Raw genomic sequence first — 14,265 nt, forward strand, 5'->3', positions numbered from 1 at the left:
TGCCACCCCGGCGCACAGCCGATTTCTCGGTTTCAGTGGACTAGCCGATCCCGGACCACTCCTTTTTGAAGTGGTCCTGCAGAAACTCCACGCACACGCGCACCTTGGCCGACAGGTGCAGCCGCGTGGGGTAGACGGCCCAGACGTTGGCGTCCTGGCGCCATTCGGGCAGCACCTGCACCAGGTGCCCGGCCTTCAGGTGGGGCTGCACGTCCCACAGCGAGCGCAGCGCAATGCCGCGCCCGTCCACGGCCCACTGCACCACCATCTCGCCGTTGTTGGCCGACAGCGGGCCACGCACCTTGACCATGTCCTCCACAGCGCCGCTGCGCAGGCGCCACACGCCAAAGGGATGGTCGCGCTCCTTGATCACCAGGCAGTCGTGGCTGGACAGCTCCGAGAGCGTGCGCGGGGTGCCGTGGCGTGCCAGGTAGGCCGGGGCAGCGCACAGCACGCGGTGGTTGTCGGCCAGGCGCCGCGCGATCAGGTGCGGGGCGATCTCGTCGCCCACGCGCACATCGAGATCGAACCCCTCGCCTGCCACGTCCACCAGCCGGTCGAACACCTCCAGCCGCACCTGCAGGCCCGGGTGCCGTTCCACCAGGCGCGATAGCGCGGGCGCCACGATGCGCCGGCCAAAGCCGAAGCTGCTGCTCACGCGCAGCAGGCCGCGTGGCTCGCGGCGCGTGACCGCCACCTCCTGCAGCAACTGGTCCACGTCGTCCAGGATGCGCTGCGCCCAGTGGAACACGCGCTCGCCCTCCTCCGTGACGGCCACGCGCCGCGTGGTGCGGTGCAGCAGTTTCACGGCCAGGTCTTCTTCCAGCAGGCGGATGCGCTTGCTCACGTAGGCGGGCGAGGCACCCAGCTCGGTGGCGGCGTCGGCAAAACTCGATTTGCGCACGACCACGGTGAAGACGCGCAGGTCCTCGGTCGACGGGCTTTTATGCACGATGTGTGAAGAATGGATGCACAGGCGGTCGATTGTATTTTGGACCGTGCTGTCCAACAATGCAGACCACGCACCCTCCATCCTCCAAGGAAGACATCTGATGAGCAGCAACAGCACCCAGTACACGATCGCCGTGATCCCCGGCGACGGCATCGGCAAGGAAGTCATGCCCGAAGGCCTGCGCGCCGTGAAGGCGGCGGCCGAGCGCTTCGGCATCGCCCTCACCTGCCGCACCATCGACTGGGCCAGCTGCGACTACTACGCCGAGCACGGGAAGATGATGCCCGACGACTGGAAGGACCAGCTCAAGGACATGGACGCGATCTTCTTCGGCGCCGTAGGCTGGCCCGCCACCGTGCCAGACCATGTCTCGCTGTGGGGTTCGCTGCTCAAGTTCCGCCGCGAGTTCGACCAGTACATCAACCTGCGCCCCGTGCGCCTGTTCGAGGGCGTGCCCTGCCCACTGGCCGGCCGCAAGCCCGGCGACATCGACTACTTCGTGGTGCGCGAGAACACCGAGGGCGAGTACACCTCGCTCGGCGGCATCATGTACGAGGGCACGGACCGCGAGATCGTGATCCAGGAGTCGGTCTACTCGCGCAAGGGCACCGATCGCCTGCTGCGCTTCGCCTTCGACTTGGCGCAGAGCCGCCCACGCAAGCACGTGACCCTGGCCACCAAAAGCAACGGCATCGCCATCAGCATGCCGTGGTGGGACCAACGCGCCGACGAGGTGGCCAAGGACTACCCCGAGATCACGCTGGACAAGCAGCACATCGACATCCTGACCGCGCGCTTCGTGCTGCAGCCCGGCCGCTTTGACGTAGTGGCCGCCACCAACCTGTTCGGCGACATCCTCTCGGACCTGGGCCCCGCCACCACCGGCACCATCGGCCTGGCCCCTTCGGCCAACCTGAACCCCGAGCGCACGTTCCCCTCGCTGTTCGAGCCCGTGCATGGTTCGGCGCCCGACATCTACGGCAAGAACATCGCCAACCCCATCGCCATGATCTGGTCGGGCGCGCTGATGCTGGACTTTCTGACCAACGGCCAGGGCGCCGGCCGTGCCGCGCACGACGCCATCGTGGCGGCCATCGAGGCGGCCTTGAAGGAAGGCCCGCTCACCCCCGACCTGGGCGGCCAGGCCAGCACCACGGAGCTGGGCCAGGCCATCGCGGCACGCATCGCCAAGGCATGAGGCAGTGCGGGGCTTTCAGCCCCGCTTCCACCACAGATGGCCGAACTGGTTGACGAGCATGCCCAACAGCACTGCCGCAGTACCCGCCCACTGTGCGGCGGTCGGTTGCTCGCCCAGCACCAGCATGGCGGCCAGCAGGCCCACCACCGGGATCAGCAGCGAGAACGGCGCCACCCGCCCCGCCGGGTGGCGCTGCAGCAGCCGCGTCCAGAGGCTGTAAGCCAGCAAGGTGGCCAGCAGCGCCAGGTAGAGCACGGCGAACAGCGCGCGGCCGTTCAGGCCCGCGAGCTGCGCGGCCACCGAGGCCGGGCCGTCGAGCCACAGCGCCAGGCCCAGAAACGGCACGACGGGCACGGTGCTGCTCCAGACGATGAAGGGAAACGGCGCGTAGTCGCCACCCGCGCGCGCCGCAAAGCGCACCACCAGGTTCGAGGTGGCCCACATGAAGGCCGCGCCCAGCGTGAGCACGAAGCCCGCCAGGCTCATCTGCAGCGCGCCCTCGCCATGGGCGCTGGCGATCACCAGTAGCCCCGCGAACGCCACCGCCAGGCCCAGCCACTGCGCGGGCCGCGCGCGCTCGTGCAGCAGCGTGACCGCGAGGATCAGCGTGAAGAAAGCCTGGGTCTGCATGACCACCGAGGCCATGCCCGCCGTCATGCCCAGGCGCAGGCCCAGGAACAGCAGGCCGAACTGCCCCAGGCCCTGCGCCAGGCCATAGGCCACGACGAAGCGCCAGGGCAGCGCCGGCCGGCGCACGAAGAGCAAAAAGGGCAGCGAGGCCGCGATGAAGCGCAGCGTGCCCAGCAGCATGGGGCTGAGCGTCTGCAGGCCCATTTTCATGACCACGAAGTTCGAGCCCCAGATGACGATGACGACCAGTGCGCAGGCCAGGTCACCCTGCGACAGCGCGCGGGCCGGTACTGCCCCCAATGCTGCGGTGTTCATGCGCGGCTGCCTGCCAGCGCACCGGCCACGGCCACGGGCCGCCCCTGCTGCTGGCGCGCCGCCACGAAGGCATCGAAGGCCTGTGCACTGGTCTTGCGCGGCACGTAGCCCAGTTGCTCCTTGAGCGCGGTGTTGAGCAGCACCGGCCGATAGCGCAGAAAGTCGAGCTGCTCGGGGCCATAGCGGCTCACGCCCAGGCGCGAACCCACGAACAGCGCCGACTGCAGCAGCCAGGCCGGCAGGTCGAGCGTGCGCTTGCCCAGGCGCGCCGCGATCTGGTGGATGGTCAGCGCCCCGTCGCCCGCCAGGTTGTAGCAGCCCGGGGGCGCACCATCGAGCGCATGCAGCAGCGCGCTGGTCACGTCCTCGTCCCAGATGAAGACGAAAGGGCTATCGCTGCCGCGGATGGCCAACAGGCGCGGCTTTTCGAACAGCGCGGTGATCTGGTTGTCCACGCGCTCACCCAGGATGGTGCCGATGCGCAGCACCGTCTGCGCCAGCCCTGGATGGCTCTGGCGCCACGCGGCCAGCATCTCTTCGACCAGGCGCTTGTGGTGCGCATAGGCAAAGCTTTCGTTGCCGCGCAGCGGGTGCGACTCGGTGAGCCAGGGCGCGTTATCGGCGTGGTAGCCATAGGCCGCGCCGCTGGAGGACACGAGCACATGCCGCACGCCCTGGGCCGCGCAGGCTTCGAGCACGTTGCGTGTGCCGTTCACGTCCACGTCGTACTCGAAGGCTCGGTTCGAGTCGCGGCCCGGCGTGACGATGGAGGCCAGGTGCACCACGGTGTCGATGGCATGGCGCTGCAGCGTGGCGGTCAGGGCCGGGTCGCGCACGTCCTGGGCCTGGTAGGTGACGCCCGGCTGGCGGCGCTCGGGCGGCACCTCGCGCACGTCGAGGGCCACCACGCTGCCGGTGTCCGGCCGCCGGGCCAGCGCCGCCACCACGCCCCGGCCCAGGAAGCCATCAGCCCCGGTGACGAGGACATTGCGGGCGCGCGGGGCCGGCGCGTTCATGCGCCCTCCCCTTGCAAGGCCACAGGCGCGCCCACGGGGTCCTTGCGGCCCCACCAGCTGGCCAGCGCCAGGCCAGCGATGATGTCCCAGAAGCCCCAGACACCCGCCACCACGGCCATGCCGCCCAGGCCACCGAAGAAGCTGAAGATCACCACCAGGCCCAGGCCCGCATTGCGGATGCCGACCTCGATGGCGACGGCGCGCCGGTCATAGTCCTGCAGGCCGGTGAAGCGCGCGCACAGGTAGCCGGTGCCGAAGGCCAGCGCATCGTGCAGGGCCACGGCCAGCAGCACCATGCCCACATAGTCGAGGAAGAAGCGCCAGTTGCCGGCGATGGCGCCCAGAATGAAGCCGATGAGCGCCAGGAAGCTGATGATGCGCACGGGCTTCTTCACGCGCAGCGTGAGGCGCGGCAGTTGGTGCGCGCACAAGAGGCCGAGCACGAAGGGCACGCCGATGATGGCGACGATGTGGCCCACCATCTCCAGCGGGTCGAGCGCGATCGTTTTCAGCAGCGGCGCGGCCGTGGGGTGCATGCCGCCCCAGAACGCGAAGTTCAGTGGCATGACCACGATGGCGATGGCGTTGGAAATCGCCGTCATGGACACCGACAGCGCGACGTTGCCGCGTGCGCGGTGCGTAAGGATATTGGACACGTTGCCCGGCGGGCAGCAGGCCACGAGGATCATGCCCAGCGCGATGCTCGGCCCCACGCCGAGCAGCAGCGTGAGCACATAGGTCACGGCCGGCAGCACGATGAACTGAGCGGCAATGCCCACGGCCATGGCCCAGGGCATCTTGGCCACACGGCGGAAGTCGTCCGCCCGCGTGTCGAGCGCGATGCCGAACATCAGAAAGGCCAGAACGCCGTTGAGCAGCATCAGCGATGCGGGGTTGAAGTTCAGGCGGATCTCGTCGACGGGCAGCATGGTATTTGTCTCCTCTGTGGGCTCGGCGGCCCTTTTCTTGTGGTGCGGTCAGCCCAGAGCGGCAGCGGCGTTGCGCACGGCGGCGCGGTAGGTATCCTTGTGCACGTAGTACGCCATGCGTTCGAGCTGCAGGTACTTGAAGCCGCCCGACAGGTCTGGCGGCGGGCCCTGCACGGCGGCCTCGAAGTCGCGGGCGGCGGGCGTGTCGGCATCGAGCGCCTTGAAGTAGCGCGCCACCAGCTCGGCCTGCTCGTAGCGGCCCTGCCAGCCGATGCCGCTGGCCTCGATCATGCCCAGCACGGCCAGGCGGCGCCGGCCGGGAGCGAAGATGTTCAGGTGCAGGCGCGGTGCCATGCCCTGCCAGTTGAGCAGCTCGCGCGCGATGAAGGGGTAGTGCAGCGTATAGCCCGTGGCCGCCAGCACCATGTCGTAGTCCTGCTGGGTGCCGTCCTTGAAGTGCACCGTGGCGCCATCAAAGCGCGCGATGTCAGCCTTGACGTGGATGTCGCCATGGCCCAGGTGGTGCAGGATCAGCGAGTTCACGATGGGGTGCGACTCGTACATCTTGTACGTGGGTTTCGGAAAGCCGAAGCGCGTGGGATCGCCCGTGAACCATTTGAGCACCGTGCTGTCCACCTTCTGCTTGAGCCACGGTGGCAGCGGCCGCTTGCCGCCCAGTGTGTCGGCGGGCTTGCCGAACACGTACTTGGGCACGAAGTAGTAGCCGCGCCGCACAGAGATGTCGACGCTCTCGGCGTAGTGCACGGCATCGACCGCGATGTCGCAGCCCGAGTTGCCCGCGCCCACGATGAGCACGCGCTTGCCCTTGAACTGCTCGGCATGCTTGTAGGCCGAGGTGTGCAGCAGCTCGCCGCTGAAATGGCCTTCGAAGCGCGGCATGCTCGGCTCGGCCAGCGTGCCGTTGGCGATCACCACGCCCTTGTACTCCGCCGCTTCGGTGCCCCCGTCCGCCGTGGCGATGGTCACGCGCCACAGCGTGTCCTCCCTGTCGCTGACCGGCTCCACCTTGAGCACGCGCACGCCGAAACGAAAGTGCCGGCGCAGGTCGAAATGCTCGGCAAAGTCGCTGAAGTAGCGGCACAGCTCGCGGTGGCTGGGGTAGTCGGCCACGCTGTCGGCCATGGGGAATTCGCTGAACTCGGTGGTGCGCTTGCTCGAGATCAGGTGCGCCGAGGCATACACCGTGGAGCGCGGGTTGGCGATGTTCCACAGCCCGCCCACGTCGGTGTACGCCTCGAAGCCCTGGAACGGGATGCCGAGCTTTTGCAGATTGCGCGCACCGGCCAGGCCTGAAGGGCCGGCACCGATGAGTGCAATCGAGCCGCGCGTGGCAGGGGTGGTGGTGTCTACGCAGGCCTGCAGGTCGGCAGATGCGTTGCGAAGGTCGTCTTGCATGAGGGGCTTGGCTCGCAGGTGAAATTCAGCGGGGTTCGGCAGGCGCGCCATCGCTGGCGCCGGGCAGCCCGGGGATGGCGGTGGCCCCCGCCTCGCCCACGCGCGGCTTGCGCGGCTGGCCGCGCAGCAGGCGGTCGTAGGTGGCGGCGGGCAGGCAGGCCAGCAGGCGCGAGAGCCAGCCGATGTGCCGTGGCAGCACGATGTGCTCGCGCCCGCGCGCCACGCCGGCCAGCAGTGCGCGCGCGGCGGCATCGGGCTCCATCAGGCCGGGCATGGCAAAGCGGTTGCCGGCGGTGAGTGCCGTGCGCAGGTAGCCCGGGCTCACCGTGTGCACGGACAGCCGCGTGCCCCGGCACTCGGCGCGCAGGCTTTCGAGGTAACGGATCAGCCCGCCCTTGCTCGCGCAGTAGGCGCCATTGCCGGGCATGCCGCGCCAGCCGGCGATGCTGGCCACGCCGACCAGGGCGCAGCGCGGCCCCTGTACGGCATGCGCGCGCAGTGCCTGCACAAAGGGCTGGAAGGTGGTGGCAGGGCCGAGCAGGTTAATCTCCAGCATGCGGCGCATCACGGCCAGGTCACCGGTCTCCGCGGTGTCGAAGCCGCCCGCCACACCCGCGTTGGCGATCACCAGGTCGGGCAGGCCGGCGCGCGCCATCCAGTCGGCAGCGACCTGCGCCATGGCGGCCGCATCGGCCACGTCGGGCGTGTACACCGCACAGCGCTCGGGCGCGGTGGCGGCCAGCGTTTCGAGCACCGGGCGCTGCAGGCCCACCAGCGCCACCTGTGTGCCCTGGGCGAGGAGTTCGCGCACCACGGCCTGACCAAGGCCGCCACAGGCTCCGGTCACGACGGCATTGCGAAATGGTGCAGGGGATGGAGCCATGGGCGAGAAGGGTTTCAGGAAAAAGGTTGCACCCACTGTAGGGCAGGCCTTATAAATCCCGGAATATTTTCCTATTTCGTCTCGGAATCAGAGATTCATGACAGAAAACACTGCTGCATCGCCCGGTCTGCGCCTGTTCGACCTGCTCGAGTTACTGGTGCGCGAGGCCCGCCCGCTCACACTGGCCGAGGCCGTTGCTGCCAGCGGCTGGCCCAAGCCCAGCGTGCACCGGCTGCTGGTGCAGCTGGAGGCCGGCGGCCTGCTGGCGCGCGAACCCGATGGCCGGCGCTACGCCCCCGCGCCGCGCCTGCTGCGCCTGGCCGAGGCCACGCTGGCTGGCAGCACGCAGCAGGGCGTGCGCCACGCCGTGCTGCGCCAGCTGGTGGCCGAGGTGGGCGAGAGCTGCAACTTCACCGCCCTGTCGGGTGCCGAGGTGGTGTACCTGGACCGCATCGAGTCGGCCTTTCCGCTGCAGATGAACCTGCGGCCCGGCACGCGCGTGCCGGTGCATTGCTCGGCCAGCGGCAAGCTGTTGCTGGCGCACATGGCCGCGGGCCAGCGCAACCAACTGCTGGAGGGCCTCACGCTCACGCGCCACACTGCGACCACGCTGACCACACGCGCCGCGCTCGATGCCGAGTTCAAGCGCATCCGCAAGGAGGACTACGCGGTGGATGCCGAGGAGTTCGTCGAAGGCCTGGTCTGCGTGGCCGTGCCGGTGCGCGGAGCCGATGGCAAGAGCATCCGCTGCGCCGTGGCGCTGCAGGCCCCGGTGGCGCGCATGTCGCTGGCGCAGGCGCTGGAGAAGTTGCCAAGGCTGCAGACTGCTGCTGCGGTGCTCGCGCGCACCTGGAGCTGAGGGGTCAGGGCCTGGCGCGCGGCTTCTTGCGGCTGCCGGCCACCTGGCGGATACAGTCGATCAATTGCTCCGTCACGGGCGTGGGCTTCTGGCCGCGCAGGGTGATCAGGCCCACGGGCGGCAGGTCGATGGGCACGGCCAGCGGCAGCACCGCCAGCATGCCCTGCGCCGCAAAATGCTGCGCCACCGAGCGCGCCATGAAGGCCACCGCGCCGCGCTGGTGGACGAAGCTCAGCTGCGTGAGGAACGAGGCCGACTCCACGATGTCGGCCGGCGGGTGCAGGTCATGCGCAAAGAACATCTGGTCGAGCTTGACGCGCAGCGAGGCCCAGGGCGGCGGCATCACGCAGGGCAGCGCGGCCAGGTCGGCCCACTGTGGTTTGCGCTTTCGCACCAGCACATGGCCGGGCTGCACGACCACGGCCATGGGCTCGGCATACAGCGCCTCGGTCTCCAGGTCGGGCGAGGCGTAGCCGGGTTCGAGCCGGCCCACGAACAGGTCAAGCTCACCCAGGCGCAGCTTGGGCAACAGCCGCGTGAGGTCGCCCTCCTCGATCAGCACGCTGGTGTGGATGGAGCGCGCCTTGAGCCGCTCCACAGCCTGGGCCAGCAGCACCGGCGTGGCCACCACCATCGCGCCCACGCTGGTGCGGCCACTCGCGCCGCTGGCCTCGGCCGCGATCTCGGCGCGCGTGCGGTCATAGCCCGCCAGAACCGAGCGCGCAAAACGCACCACACTCAGGCCTGCGGCCGTGGGCTCGGTCCCGCGCGTGGATCGGTCGAACAGCGGCAGGCCGAACATGCGTTCGATCTCGGCCAGGGTCTTGGAGACGGCGGGCTGGGTGACCGAGAGGAACTCGGCCGCCCGCCCCAGGTGGCGGAACTGGTCCAGCGCCACCAGCATCTGCAGGTGGCGCAGCTTGAGGTTGGAGCGCAGGACGCGGTCGATGCGGGCCATGGGGATTCTCCTTATTCATGTCTTCAAAGCTATGAAGAGAGTCCATATTTTCATTGGATTGTTATGCAGGTGTTCTGAACAATCGTGGCTCCCAAAGCAAAAAAATGGAGACAAGCAGCATGCACAACACCCCACGCAGCGGCCGGCGGCAGTTCGTCCTGGGCGCCTTGAGCGCCAGCGCGCTCAGCGCTACATCCAGCCGCCTGTTCGCCCAGGCCTACCCCGAGCGCCCCATCACCTTCATCTGCCCCTGGCCCGCAGGCGGCACGGCCGACCAGTCGATGCGCACCCTGTGCACCGTCGCCGGCCGCATCCTGGGCCAGGCCATCGCAGTGGAGAACCGCGCCGGCGCCTCGGGCATGATCGGCTCCAAGGCCCTGGCCGCGGCCAAGGCCGACGGCTACACCATCGGCCAGATCCCCATCTCGGTCACGCGCTTTGCTCAGTTGGGCACCTTGCAGGCCGACCCGCGCAAGGATTTCACCTACCTGGCACGCACCTCAGGCCAGACCTTCGGCATCGCCGTGCCGGCGGACTCGCGCTTCAAGACCCTGAAGGACTTCGTCGACCATGCCAAGGCCAACCCCGGCAAGGTGACGTACGCCCACGCCGGCGTGGGCGGCGCCACGCACGTGGGCATGGAGGAGTTCGCGGCAGTGGCCGGCATTCAGCTCAACCACGTGCCCTACAAGGGTGGCGCCGAGGCCCTGCAGGGCGTGTTGGGCGGCCATGTGGATGCACTGGCCGACTCGAGCTCCTGGGCGCCGCATGTGGAGGCCGGCAAGCTGCGCCTTTTGGCCACCTGGGGCGAACAGCGCACCGCGCGCTTCAAGGACACACCCACCCTGCGCGAGCTCGGGTACGACGTGGTGGTGGATGCCCCCAACGGTATCGGCGCGCCCAAGGGCCTGGACCCGGCCGTGGCCGCCAAGCTGCGCGACGCCTTCCGCCAGGCCGTAGCCCGCCCCGAGTTCAAGGCGGTGGCCGACAAGCTCGATGCGCCGCTGTTGTACCTGGACGGCCCCGACTACGAAAAGTACGTGAACGCGGTCTACCTGAAGGAGACCGTGCTCATCGACAGGCTCAAGCTGCGCGAGCTGATGCGCAGCTGAGTCCCTGCATCCCCAGAAGCAAAAGGTCCCGATGACTACCCCTGCGGCCCCCACCGCCCTGTCCAGCCCCCTGCTGCACCTGCATCCCAACGACAACGTGCTGGTGGCCAAGACGGCCCTGGCCCTGGGCCAGGCCATCCCCGAACTCGGTGTGCGCACGCGCGCCCAGGTGCCCGCCGGCCACAAGATCGCAGCACGCCGCATTGCCGAGGGCGAGCAGGTGCGCAAGTACGACACCGTGATCGGCGTGGCCACGCGGGACCTGGAGCCCGGCGACTACGTGCACAGCCACAACCTGCAGATCGTGGACTACTACCGCGACCCGGCCTTCGGCGCCGACGTGCGGCCCGTGGACTATGTGCCCGAGGCCGGGCGCGCCACCTTCCAGGGCTTCGTGCGGGCCGACGGCAGCGTGGGCACGCGCAACTTCATCGGCATCCTGTCGTCGGTGAACTGCTCGGCCACGGTCATCAAGCGCATTGCGGCGCACTTCACGCCCGAGCGGCTGGCGGCCTTCCCCCACGTCGACGGCGTGGCGGCCTTTGCGCAGACCAGCGGCTGCGGCATGTCCTCGCCCAGCGAGCATTTCGACGTGCTGCGCCGCACCCTGGCCGGCTATGCGCGCCACCCCAACCTGGCGGGCGTGCTGATCGTGGGCTTGGGCTGCGAGCGCAACCAGGTCGATGCGCTGGTGGACTCGCAGGGCCTGAAGGCCGGCCGCCTCATGCGCACGCTGGTGATGCAGGAGGTGGGCGGCACGCGTGCCACCATCGAGGCCGGCATCGCCGCCGTCGAGGCCATGCTGCCCGAGGCGAACGCCGCAAGGCGCCAGACGGTGAGCGCTAGCCACCTCAAGATCGGGCTGGAGTGCGGGGGCTCGGACGGCTTCTCGGGCATTACCGCCAACCCGGCACTGGGTGCGGCCATGGACATCCTGGTGCGCCACGGCGGCACGGCCATCCTGTCGGAAACACCCGAGATCCATGGCGTGGAATTCATGCTCACGCGCCGCGCCGTGAGCGCCGAGGTTGGCCAGAAGCTGCTGGACCGCCTGGCCTGGTGGGAGCGCTATGCAGCAGGCCAGAACGCCCAGTTCAACGGTGTGGTGGGCCACGGCAACCAGGCCGGTGGGCTGGCCAACATCTTCGAAAAATCCCTGGGGTCGGCCATGAAGGGAGGCACCACGCCGCTGAAGGCGGTGTACGAGTACGCCGAACGCATCACCGAGCACGGCTTCGTGTTCATGGATTCGCCCGGCTACGACCCCGTGGCCTGCACCGGCCAGATCGCCAGCGGCGCACAGCTGATCTGCTTTACCACCGGGCGCGGCTCCATGTTCGGCAGCAAGCCCGCGCCCACCATCAAGCTGGCGAGCAACACACCCATGTTCACGCGGCTCGAAGAGGACATGGACATCAACTGCGGCGTGGTCATCGACGAGGGCGTCTCCGTGCCCGAGATGGGACAGCGCATCTTCGAGCAGATCCTGCGCCACGCCAGCGGCGAGGCCACCAAGAGCGAGGCGCTCGGCCTGGGTGACCATGAATTCGTGCCCTGGCAACTGGGCATCACCAGCTGAGCCCGCACCGACCACCCAACGACAGCCCCCCATGCCCTTGACCCTGACCCGCCCCGACCTGCTGCGCAACGCCAACTTCATTGACGGCCAATGGACGCCCGGCCCCGGCGCCCTGCTCACCGTGACCGACCCCGCCACCGGCGCCACCATTACCCAGGTGCCCGACAGCGGTGCCGCCGAAGCGCGCGCCGCACTCGATGCCGCGCACGCCGCTTTCCCCACCTGGAAGAAGGTACCCGCCAAGCAGCGCGCCCACATCATCAAACGCTGGAACGACCTGGTGCTGGCCCACCAGGACGACCTGGGCAAGCTCATCTCGCGCGAGCAGGGCAAGCCCCTGGCCGAAGGCAAGGGCGAGGTGGCCTATGCCGCCAGCTACATCGAATGGTTCGGCGAAGAGGCCACGCGCATGAACGGCGAGCTGATCCCCGCCCCCGTGCCGGGCCGGCGCATGTTCGCCCTGAAGGAACCCGTGGGCGTGGTGGCCGCCATCACGCCCTGGAACTTTCCGGCGGCGATGATCGCGCGCAAGATCGCCCCGGCCCTGGCCGCCGGCTGCACGGTGGTCTGCAAGCCTGCGGAAGACACACCGCTGACCTCGCTGGCCCTGGTGCTGCTGGCGCACGAGGCAGGTGTGCCCGCTGGCGTGCTCAACATCGTGACCGCCTCGCGCGAGAAGACGCCCGAGGTGGTGGAGGTGTGGCTCGACGACGCCCGCGTGCGCAAGATCACCTTCACCGGATCCACGCCCGTGGGCAAGCACCTGGCGCGGCGCAGCGCCGACACGCTCAAGAAGCTGTCGCTGGAGCTGGGCGGCAACGCCCCCTTCATCGTGTTCGAAGATGCCGACGTGGATGCCGCCGTGGATGGATTCATGGCCGCCAAGTTCCGAAACGGCGGCCAGACCTGTGTCTGCCCGAACCGGGTGTTCGTGCACGACCGCGTCCACGACGAATTCGCCAGCAAGCTCAGCGCCCGCGTGGCCGCGCTCAAGGTGGGTCCTGCCAGCGACCTGGCCTCGCAGATCGGCCCCATGATCAATGACCGGGCCGTGGAAAAGATAGCGCGCCACGTGCAGGACGCAGTGGCGCGGGGGGCGAAAGTGCTGACCGGTGGCCAGCGCCTGCCCGGGCTGGGCCCCACCTACTACGCGCCCACGGTGCTGGTGGGCGCCGACGCCTCCATGGCCTGCTCCTGCGAGGAAACCTTCGGCCCCGTGGCACCGCTCACGCGCTTCGCCACCGAGGCCGAGGTGATCGCCGCAGCCAACGACACACCCTTTGGCCTGGCGGCGTATTTCTACAGCAACGACGTGCGGCGCATCTGGCGCGTGGCGGACGCGCTAGAGACCGGCATCGTGGGCATCAACGAAGGCGTGATCGCGGCCGAGGCGGCTCCGTTTGGTGGTGTCAAGGAGTCGGGTTACGGGCGCGAGGGATCGACCCACGGCCTGGACGACTACCTGCACACCAAGTACCTCTGCCAGGGACAACTCGACTGAAAGACCCCACCCATGCCCGCCCACAACCCCTTCAAGACCGCCCTTGCCGAGCGCCGCCCCCAGGTCGGCCTGTGGCTCTCCATGGCCGACCCCTACCTCGCCGAAGCGGCCGCCACCTGTGGCTACGACTGGCTGCTGGTCGACGGCGAGCACGCCCCCAACGACGTGCGCAGCACCCTGGCGGCGCTGCAGTCGGTGGCGCCCCACAGCGCCCAGCCCGTGGTGCGCGTGGTCGAGGGCAGCACGGCCCTCATCAAGCAGATGCTGGACATCGGTGCCCGCACCCTGCTCGTGCCCATGGTGGATACGGCCGAGCAGGCGCGCGCCATCGTCTCGGCCACGCGCTACCCGCCCCTGGGAATCCGCGGCGTGGGCAGCGCCGTAGGGCGTGCCTCCGAGTGGAGTTCGCGCAGCGACTACCTGAGCGTCGCCGATGACGAGGTCTGCCTGCTGGTGCAGGCCGAGACGGTGGCGGCCCTGAACAACCTCGTGGCCATCTGCGCGGTGGACGGCGTGCATGGCGTGTTCATCGGCCCAGCCGACCTAGCGGCATCCATGGGCCACCGCGGCAACCCTGGCCACCCGGAGGTGCAGGCGGCCATCGAGGGGGCGATGAGGACCATCATCGCCAGTGGCAAGGCGGCGGGGACGCTCACTTCGGACCCGGTGTTGGCCCAGCGCTATCTGGATCTGGGATGCACCTTTGTCGCCGTGGGCGTGGATGTGCTGATGTTTGTGAATGCGGCGCGCAAGTTGCGGGGGCAGTTTGGGGGGCGGGGCGCGGTTGCCGATGTGCCTGACAAGGCGAGCGCGGCCTATTGACCTCATGGGACGATGGCGGCTTCCTGCCCGTGTTGAGGGCGGAGGCCGGGTCTCGGCCCGGCGGCCGAGGTACTTGTTCTTTGCTTCGCCAAAGA

General features: G+C 69.0%; 13 protein-coding genes. 6 read left to right on the forward strand and 7 right to left on the reverse strand.

Translation table 11 applies throughout. The features are described 5' to 3' along the window. Positions 1–40: 40 nt before the first annotated feature. Positions 41–952, reverse strand: coding sequence for a LysR substrate-binding domain-containing protein (locus ASE28_RS07950; RefSeq protein WP_164470702.1), 912 nt, complete (start codon positions 950–952; stop codon positions 41–43). A gap of 100 nt (positions 953–1,052) precedes the next feature. On the opposite strand from ASE28_RS07950, the gene ASE28_RS07955 reads away from it, so the two are divergent. Continuing rightward, entirely contained in the window at positions 1,053–2,150 is a 1,098-nt protein-coding gene (locus ASE28_RS07955) for a tartrate dehydrogenase (RefSeq protein ID WP_057266019.1), read from the forward strand. A 15-nt stretch (positions 2,151–2,165) separates the two neighbouring features. Here ASE28_RS07955 and ASE28_RS07960 read toward each other — a convergent pair whose 3' ends face one another. The 5 genes from ASE28_RS07960 to ASE28_RS07980 are packed head-to-tail and all read right to left on the reverse strand — an operon-like array spanning position 2,166 to position 7,339. Next, complete coding sequence (locus ASE28_RS07960) at positions 2,166–3,095, reverse strand: EamA family transporter (RefSeq protein WP_057266021.1); 930 nt, start codon at positions 3,093–3,095, stop codon at positions 2,166–2,168. Beyond that, on the reverse strand, positions 3,092–4,111 hold the full coding sequence (locus ASE28_RS07965; protein ID WP_057266023.1) for an SDR family oxidoreductase: 1,020 nt from the start codon (positions 4,109–4,111) through the stop codon (positions 3,092–3,094). The genes ASE28_RS07960 and ASE28_RS07965 overlap by 4 nt, the downstream gene beginning before the upstream one ends. Then, a complete protein-coding gene (locus ASE28_RS07970) occupies positions 4,108–5,040 on the reverse strand; it encodes a bile acid:sodium symporter family protein (protein WP_082607985.1) in 933 nt (310 codons plus the stop codon). Before ASE28_RS07970 ends, ASE28_RS07965 begins: the two co-directional genes overlap by 4 nt. Positions 5,041–5,088: 48 nt before the next feature. After that, positions 5,089–6,456 carry an NAD(P)/FAD-dependent oxidoreductase gene (locus ASE28_RS07975; protein WP_235516070.1) on the reverse strand — a complete coding sequence of 456 codons (1,368 nt, stop codon included), beginning with the start codon at positions 6,454–6,456 and terminating at the stop codon, positions 5,089–5,091. Between the two features lie 25 nt (positions 6,457–6,481). Further along, entirely contained in the window at positions 6,482–7,339 is an 858-nt protein-coding gene (locus tag ASE28_RS07980; RefSeq protein WP_057266157.1) for an SDR family oxidoreductase, read from the reverse strand. Between the two features lie 97 nt (positions 7,340–7,436). On the opposite strand from ASE28_RS07980, the gene ASE28_RS07985 reads away from it, so the two are divergent. Continuing rightward, positions 7,437–8,198, forward strand: a complete 762-nt coding sequence (locus tag ASE28_RS07985; protein ID WP_057266025.1) for an IclR family transcriptional regulator — start codon at positions 7,437–7,439, stop codon at positions 8,196–8,198. 4 nt (positions 8,199–8,202) lie between these two features. Here ASE28_RS07985 and ASE28_RS07990 read toward each other — a convergent pair whose 3' ends face one another. Further along, positions 8,203–9,156, reverse strand: coding sequence for a LysR substrate-binding domain-containing protein (locus ASE28_RS07990; protein ID WP_057266028.1), 954 nt, complete (start codon positions 9,154–9,156; stop codon positions 8,203–8,205). 119 nt (positions 9,157–9,275) lie between these two features. Between ASE28_RS07990 and ASE28_RS07995 the strand changes: the two genes are divergently transcribed. The 4 genes from ASE28_RS07995 to ASE28_RS08010 are packed head-to-tail and all read left to right on the forward strand — an operon-like array spanning position 9,276 to position 14,170. Beyond that, positions 9,276–10,268, forward strand: a complete 993-nt coding sequence (locus ASE28_RS07995) for a tripartite tricarboxylate transporter substrate binding protein (protein WP_057266029.1) — start codon at positions 9,276–9,278, stop codon at positions 10,266–10,268. A gap of 31 nt (positions 10,269–10,299) precedes the next feature. Continuing rightward, the gene (locus tag ASE28_RS08000; RefSeq protein ID WP_057266031.1) at positions 10,300–11,847 is read left to right on the forward strand and encodes a UxaA family hydrolase; all 1,548 of its coding nucleotides are present in this window, start codon (positions 10,300–10,302) and stop codon (positions 11,845–11,847) included. A gap of 31 nt (positions 11,848–11,878) precedes the next feature. After that, positions 11,879–13,348 (forward strand): NAD-dependent succinate-semialdehyde dehydrogenase, encoded by a 1,470-nt coding sequence (locus ASE28_RS08005; protein WP_057266033.1) that lies wholly within the window; start codon positions 11,879–11,881, stop codon positions 13,346–13,348. A 12-nt stretch (positions 13,349–13,360) separates the two neighbouring features. Beyond that, on the forward strand, positions 13,361–14,170 hold the full coding sequence (locus ASE28_RS08010; protein WP_057266035.1) for an aldolase/citrate lyase family protein: 810 nt from the start codon (positions 13,361–13,363) through the stop codon (positions 14,168–14,170). Positions 14,171–14,265: the final 95 nt, after the last annotated feature.

This window comes from Acidovorax sp. Root219, assembly GCF_001428665.1.
Classification (GTDB): Bacteria; Pseudomonadota; Gammaproteobacteria; order Burkholderiales; family Burkholderiaceae_C; genus Acidovorax.

What these genes read in the sequence shown, in the direction of transcription:
- ASE28_RS08010 (WP_057266035.1), top strand. Translation starts at nt 13,361, where the DNA reads ATGCCCGCCCACAACCCCTTCAAGACCGCCCTTGCCGAGCGCCGCCCC.
- ASE28_RS07965 (WP_057266023.1), bottom strand. Translation starts at nt 4,111, where the DNA reads ATGAACGCGCCGGCCCCGCGCGCCCGCAATGTCCTCGTCACCGGGGCT.
- ASE28_RS08000 (WP_057266031.1), top strand. Translation starts at nt 10,300, where the DNA reads ATGACTACCCCTGCGGCCCCCACCGCCCTGTCCAGCCCCCTGCTGCAC.
- ASE28_RS07970 (WP_082607985.1), bottom strand. Translation starts at nt 5,040, where the DNA reads ATGCTGCCCGTCGACGAGATCCGCCTGAACTTCAACCCCGCATCGCTG.
- ASE28_RS07985 (WP_057266025.1), top strand. Translation starts at nt 7,437, where the DNA reads ATGACAGAAAACACTGCTGCATCGCCCGGTCTGCGCCTGTTCGACCTG.
- ASE28_RS08005 (WP_057266033.1), top strand. Translation starts at nt 11,879, where the DNA reads ATGCCCTTGACCCTGACCCGCCCCGACCTGCTGCGCAACGCCAACTTC.
- ASE28_RS07960 (WP_057266021.1), bottom strand. Translation starts at nt 3,095, where the DNA reads ATGAACACCGCAGCATTGGGGGCAGTACCGGCCCGCGCGCTGTCGCAG.
- ASE28_RS07975 (WP_235516070.1), bottom strand. Translation starts at nt 6,456, where the DNA reads ATGCAAGACGACCTTCGCAACGCATCTGCCGACCTGCAGGCCTGCGTA.
- ASE28_RS07955 (WP_057266019.1), top strand. Translation starts at nt 1,053, where the DNA reads ATGAGCAGCAACAGCACCCAGTACACGATCGCCGTGATCCCCGGCGAC.
- ASE28_RS07990 (WP_057266028.1), bottom strand. Translation starts at nt 9,156, where the DNA reads ATGGCCCGCATCGACCGCGTCCTGCGCTCCAACCTCAAGCTGCGCCAC.
- ASE28_RS07980 (WP_057266157.1), bottom strand. Translation starts at nt 7,339, where the DNA reads ATGGCTCCATCCCCTGCACCATTTCGCAATGCCGTCGTGACCGGAGCC.
- ASE28_RS07995 (WP_057266029.1), top strand. Translation starts at nt 9,276, where the DNA reads ATGCACAACACCCCACGCAGCGGCCGGCGGCAGTTCGTCCTGGGCGCC.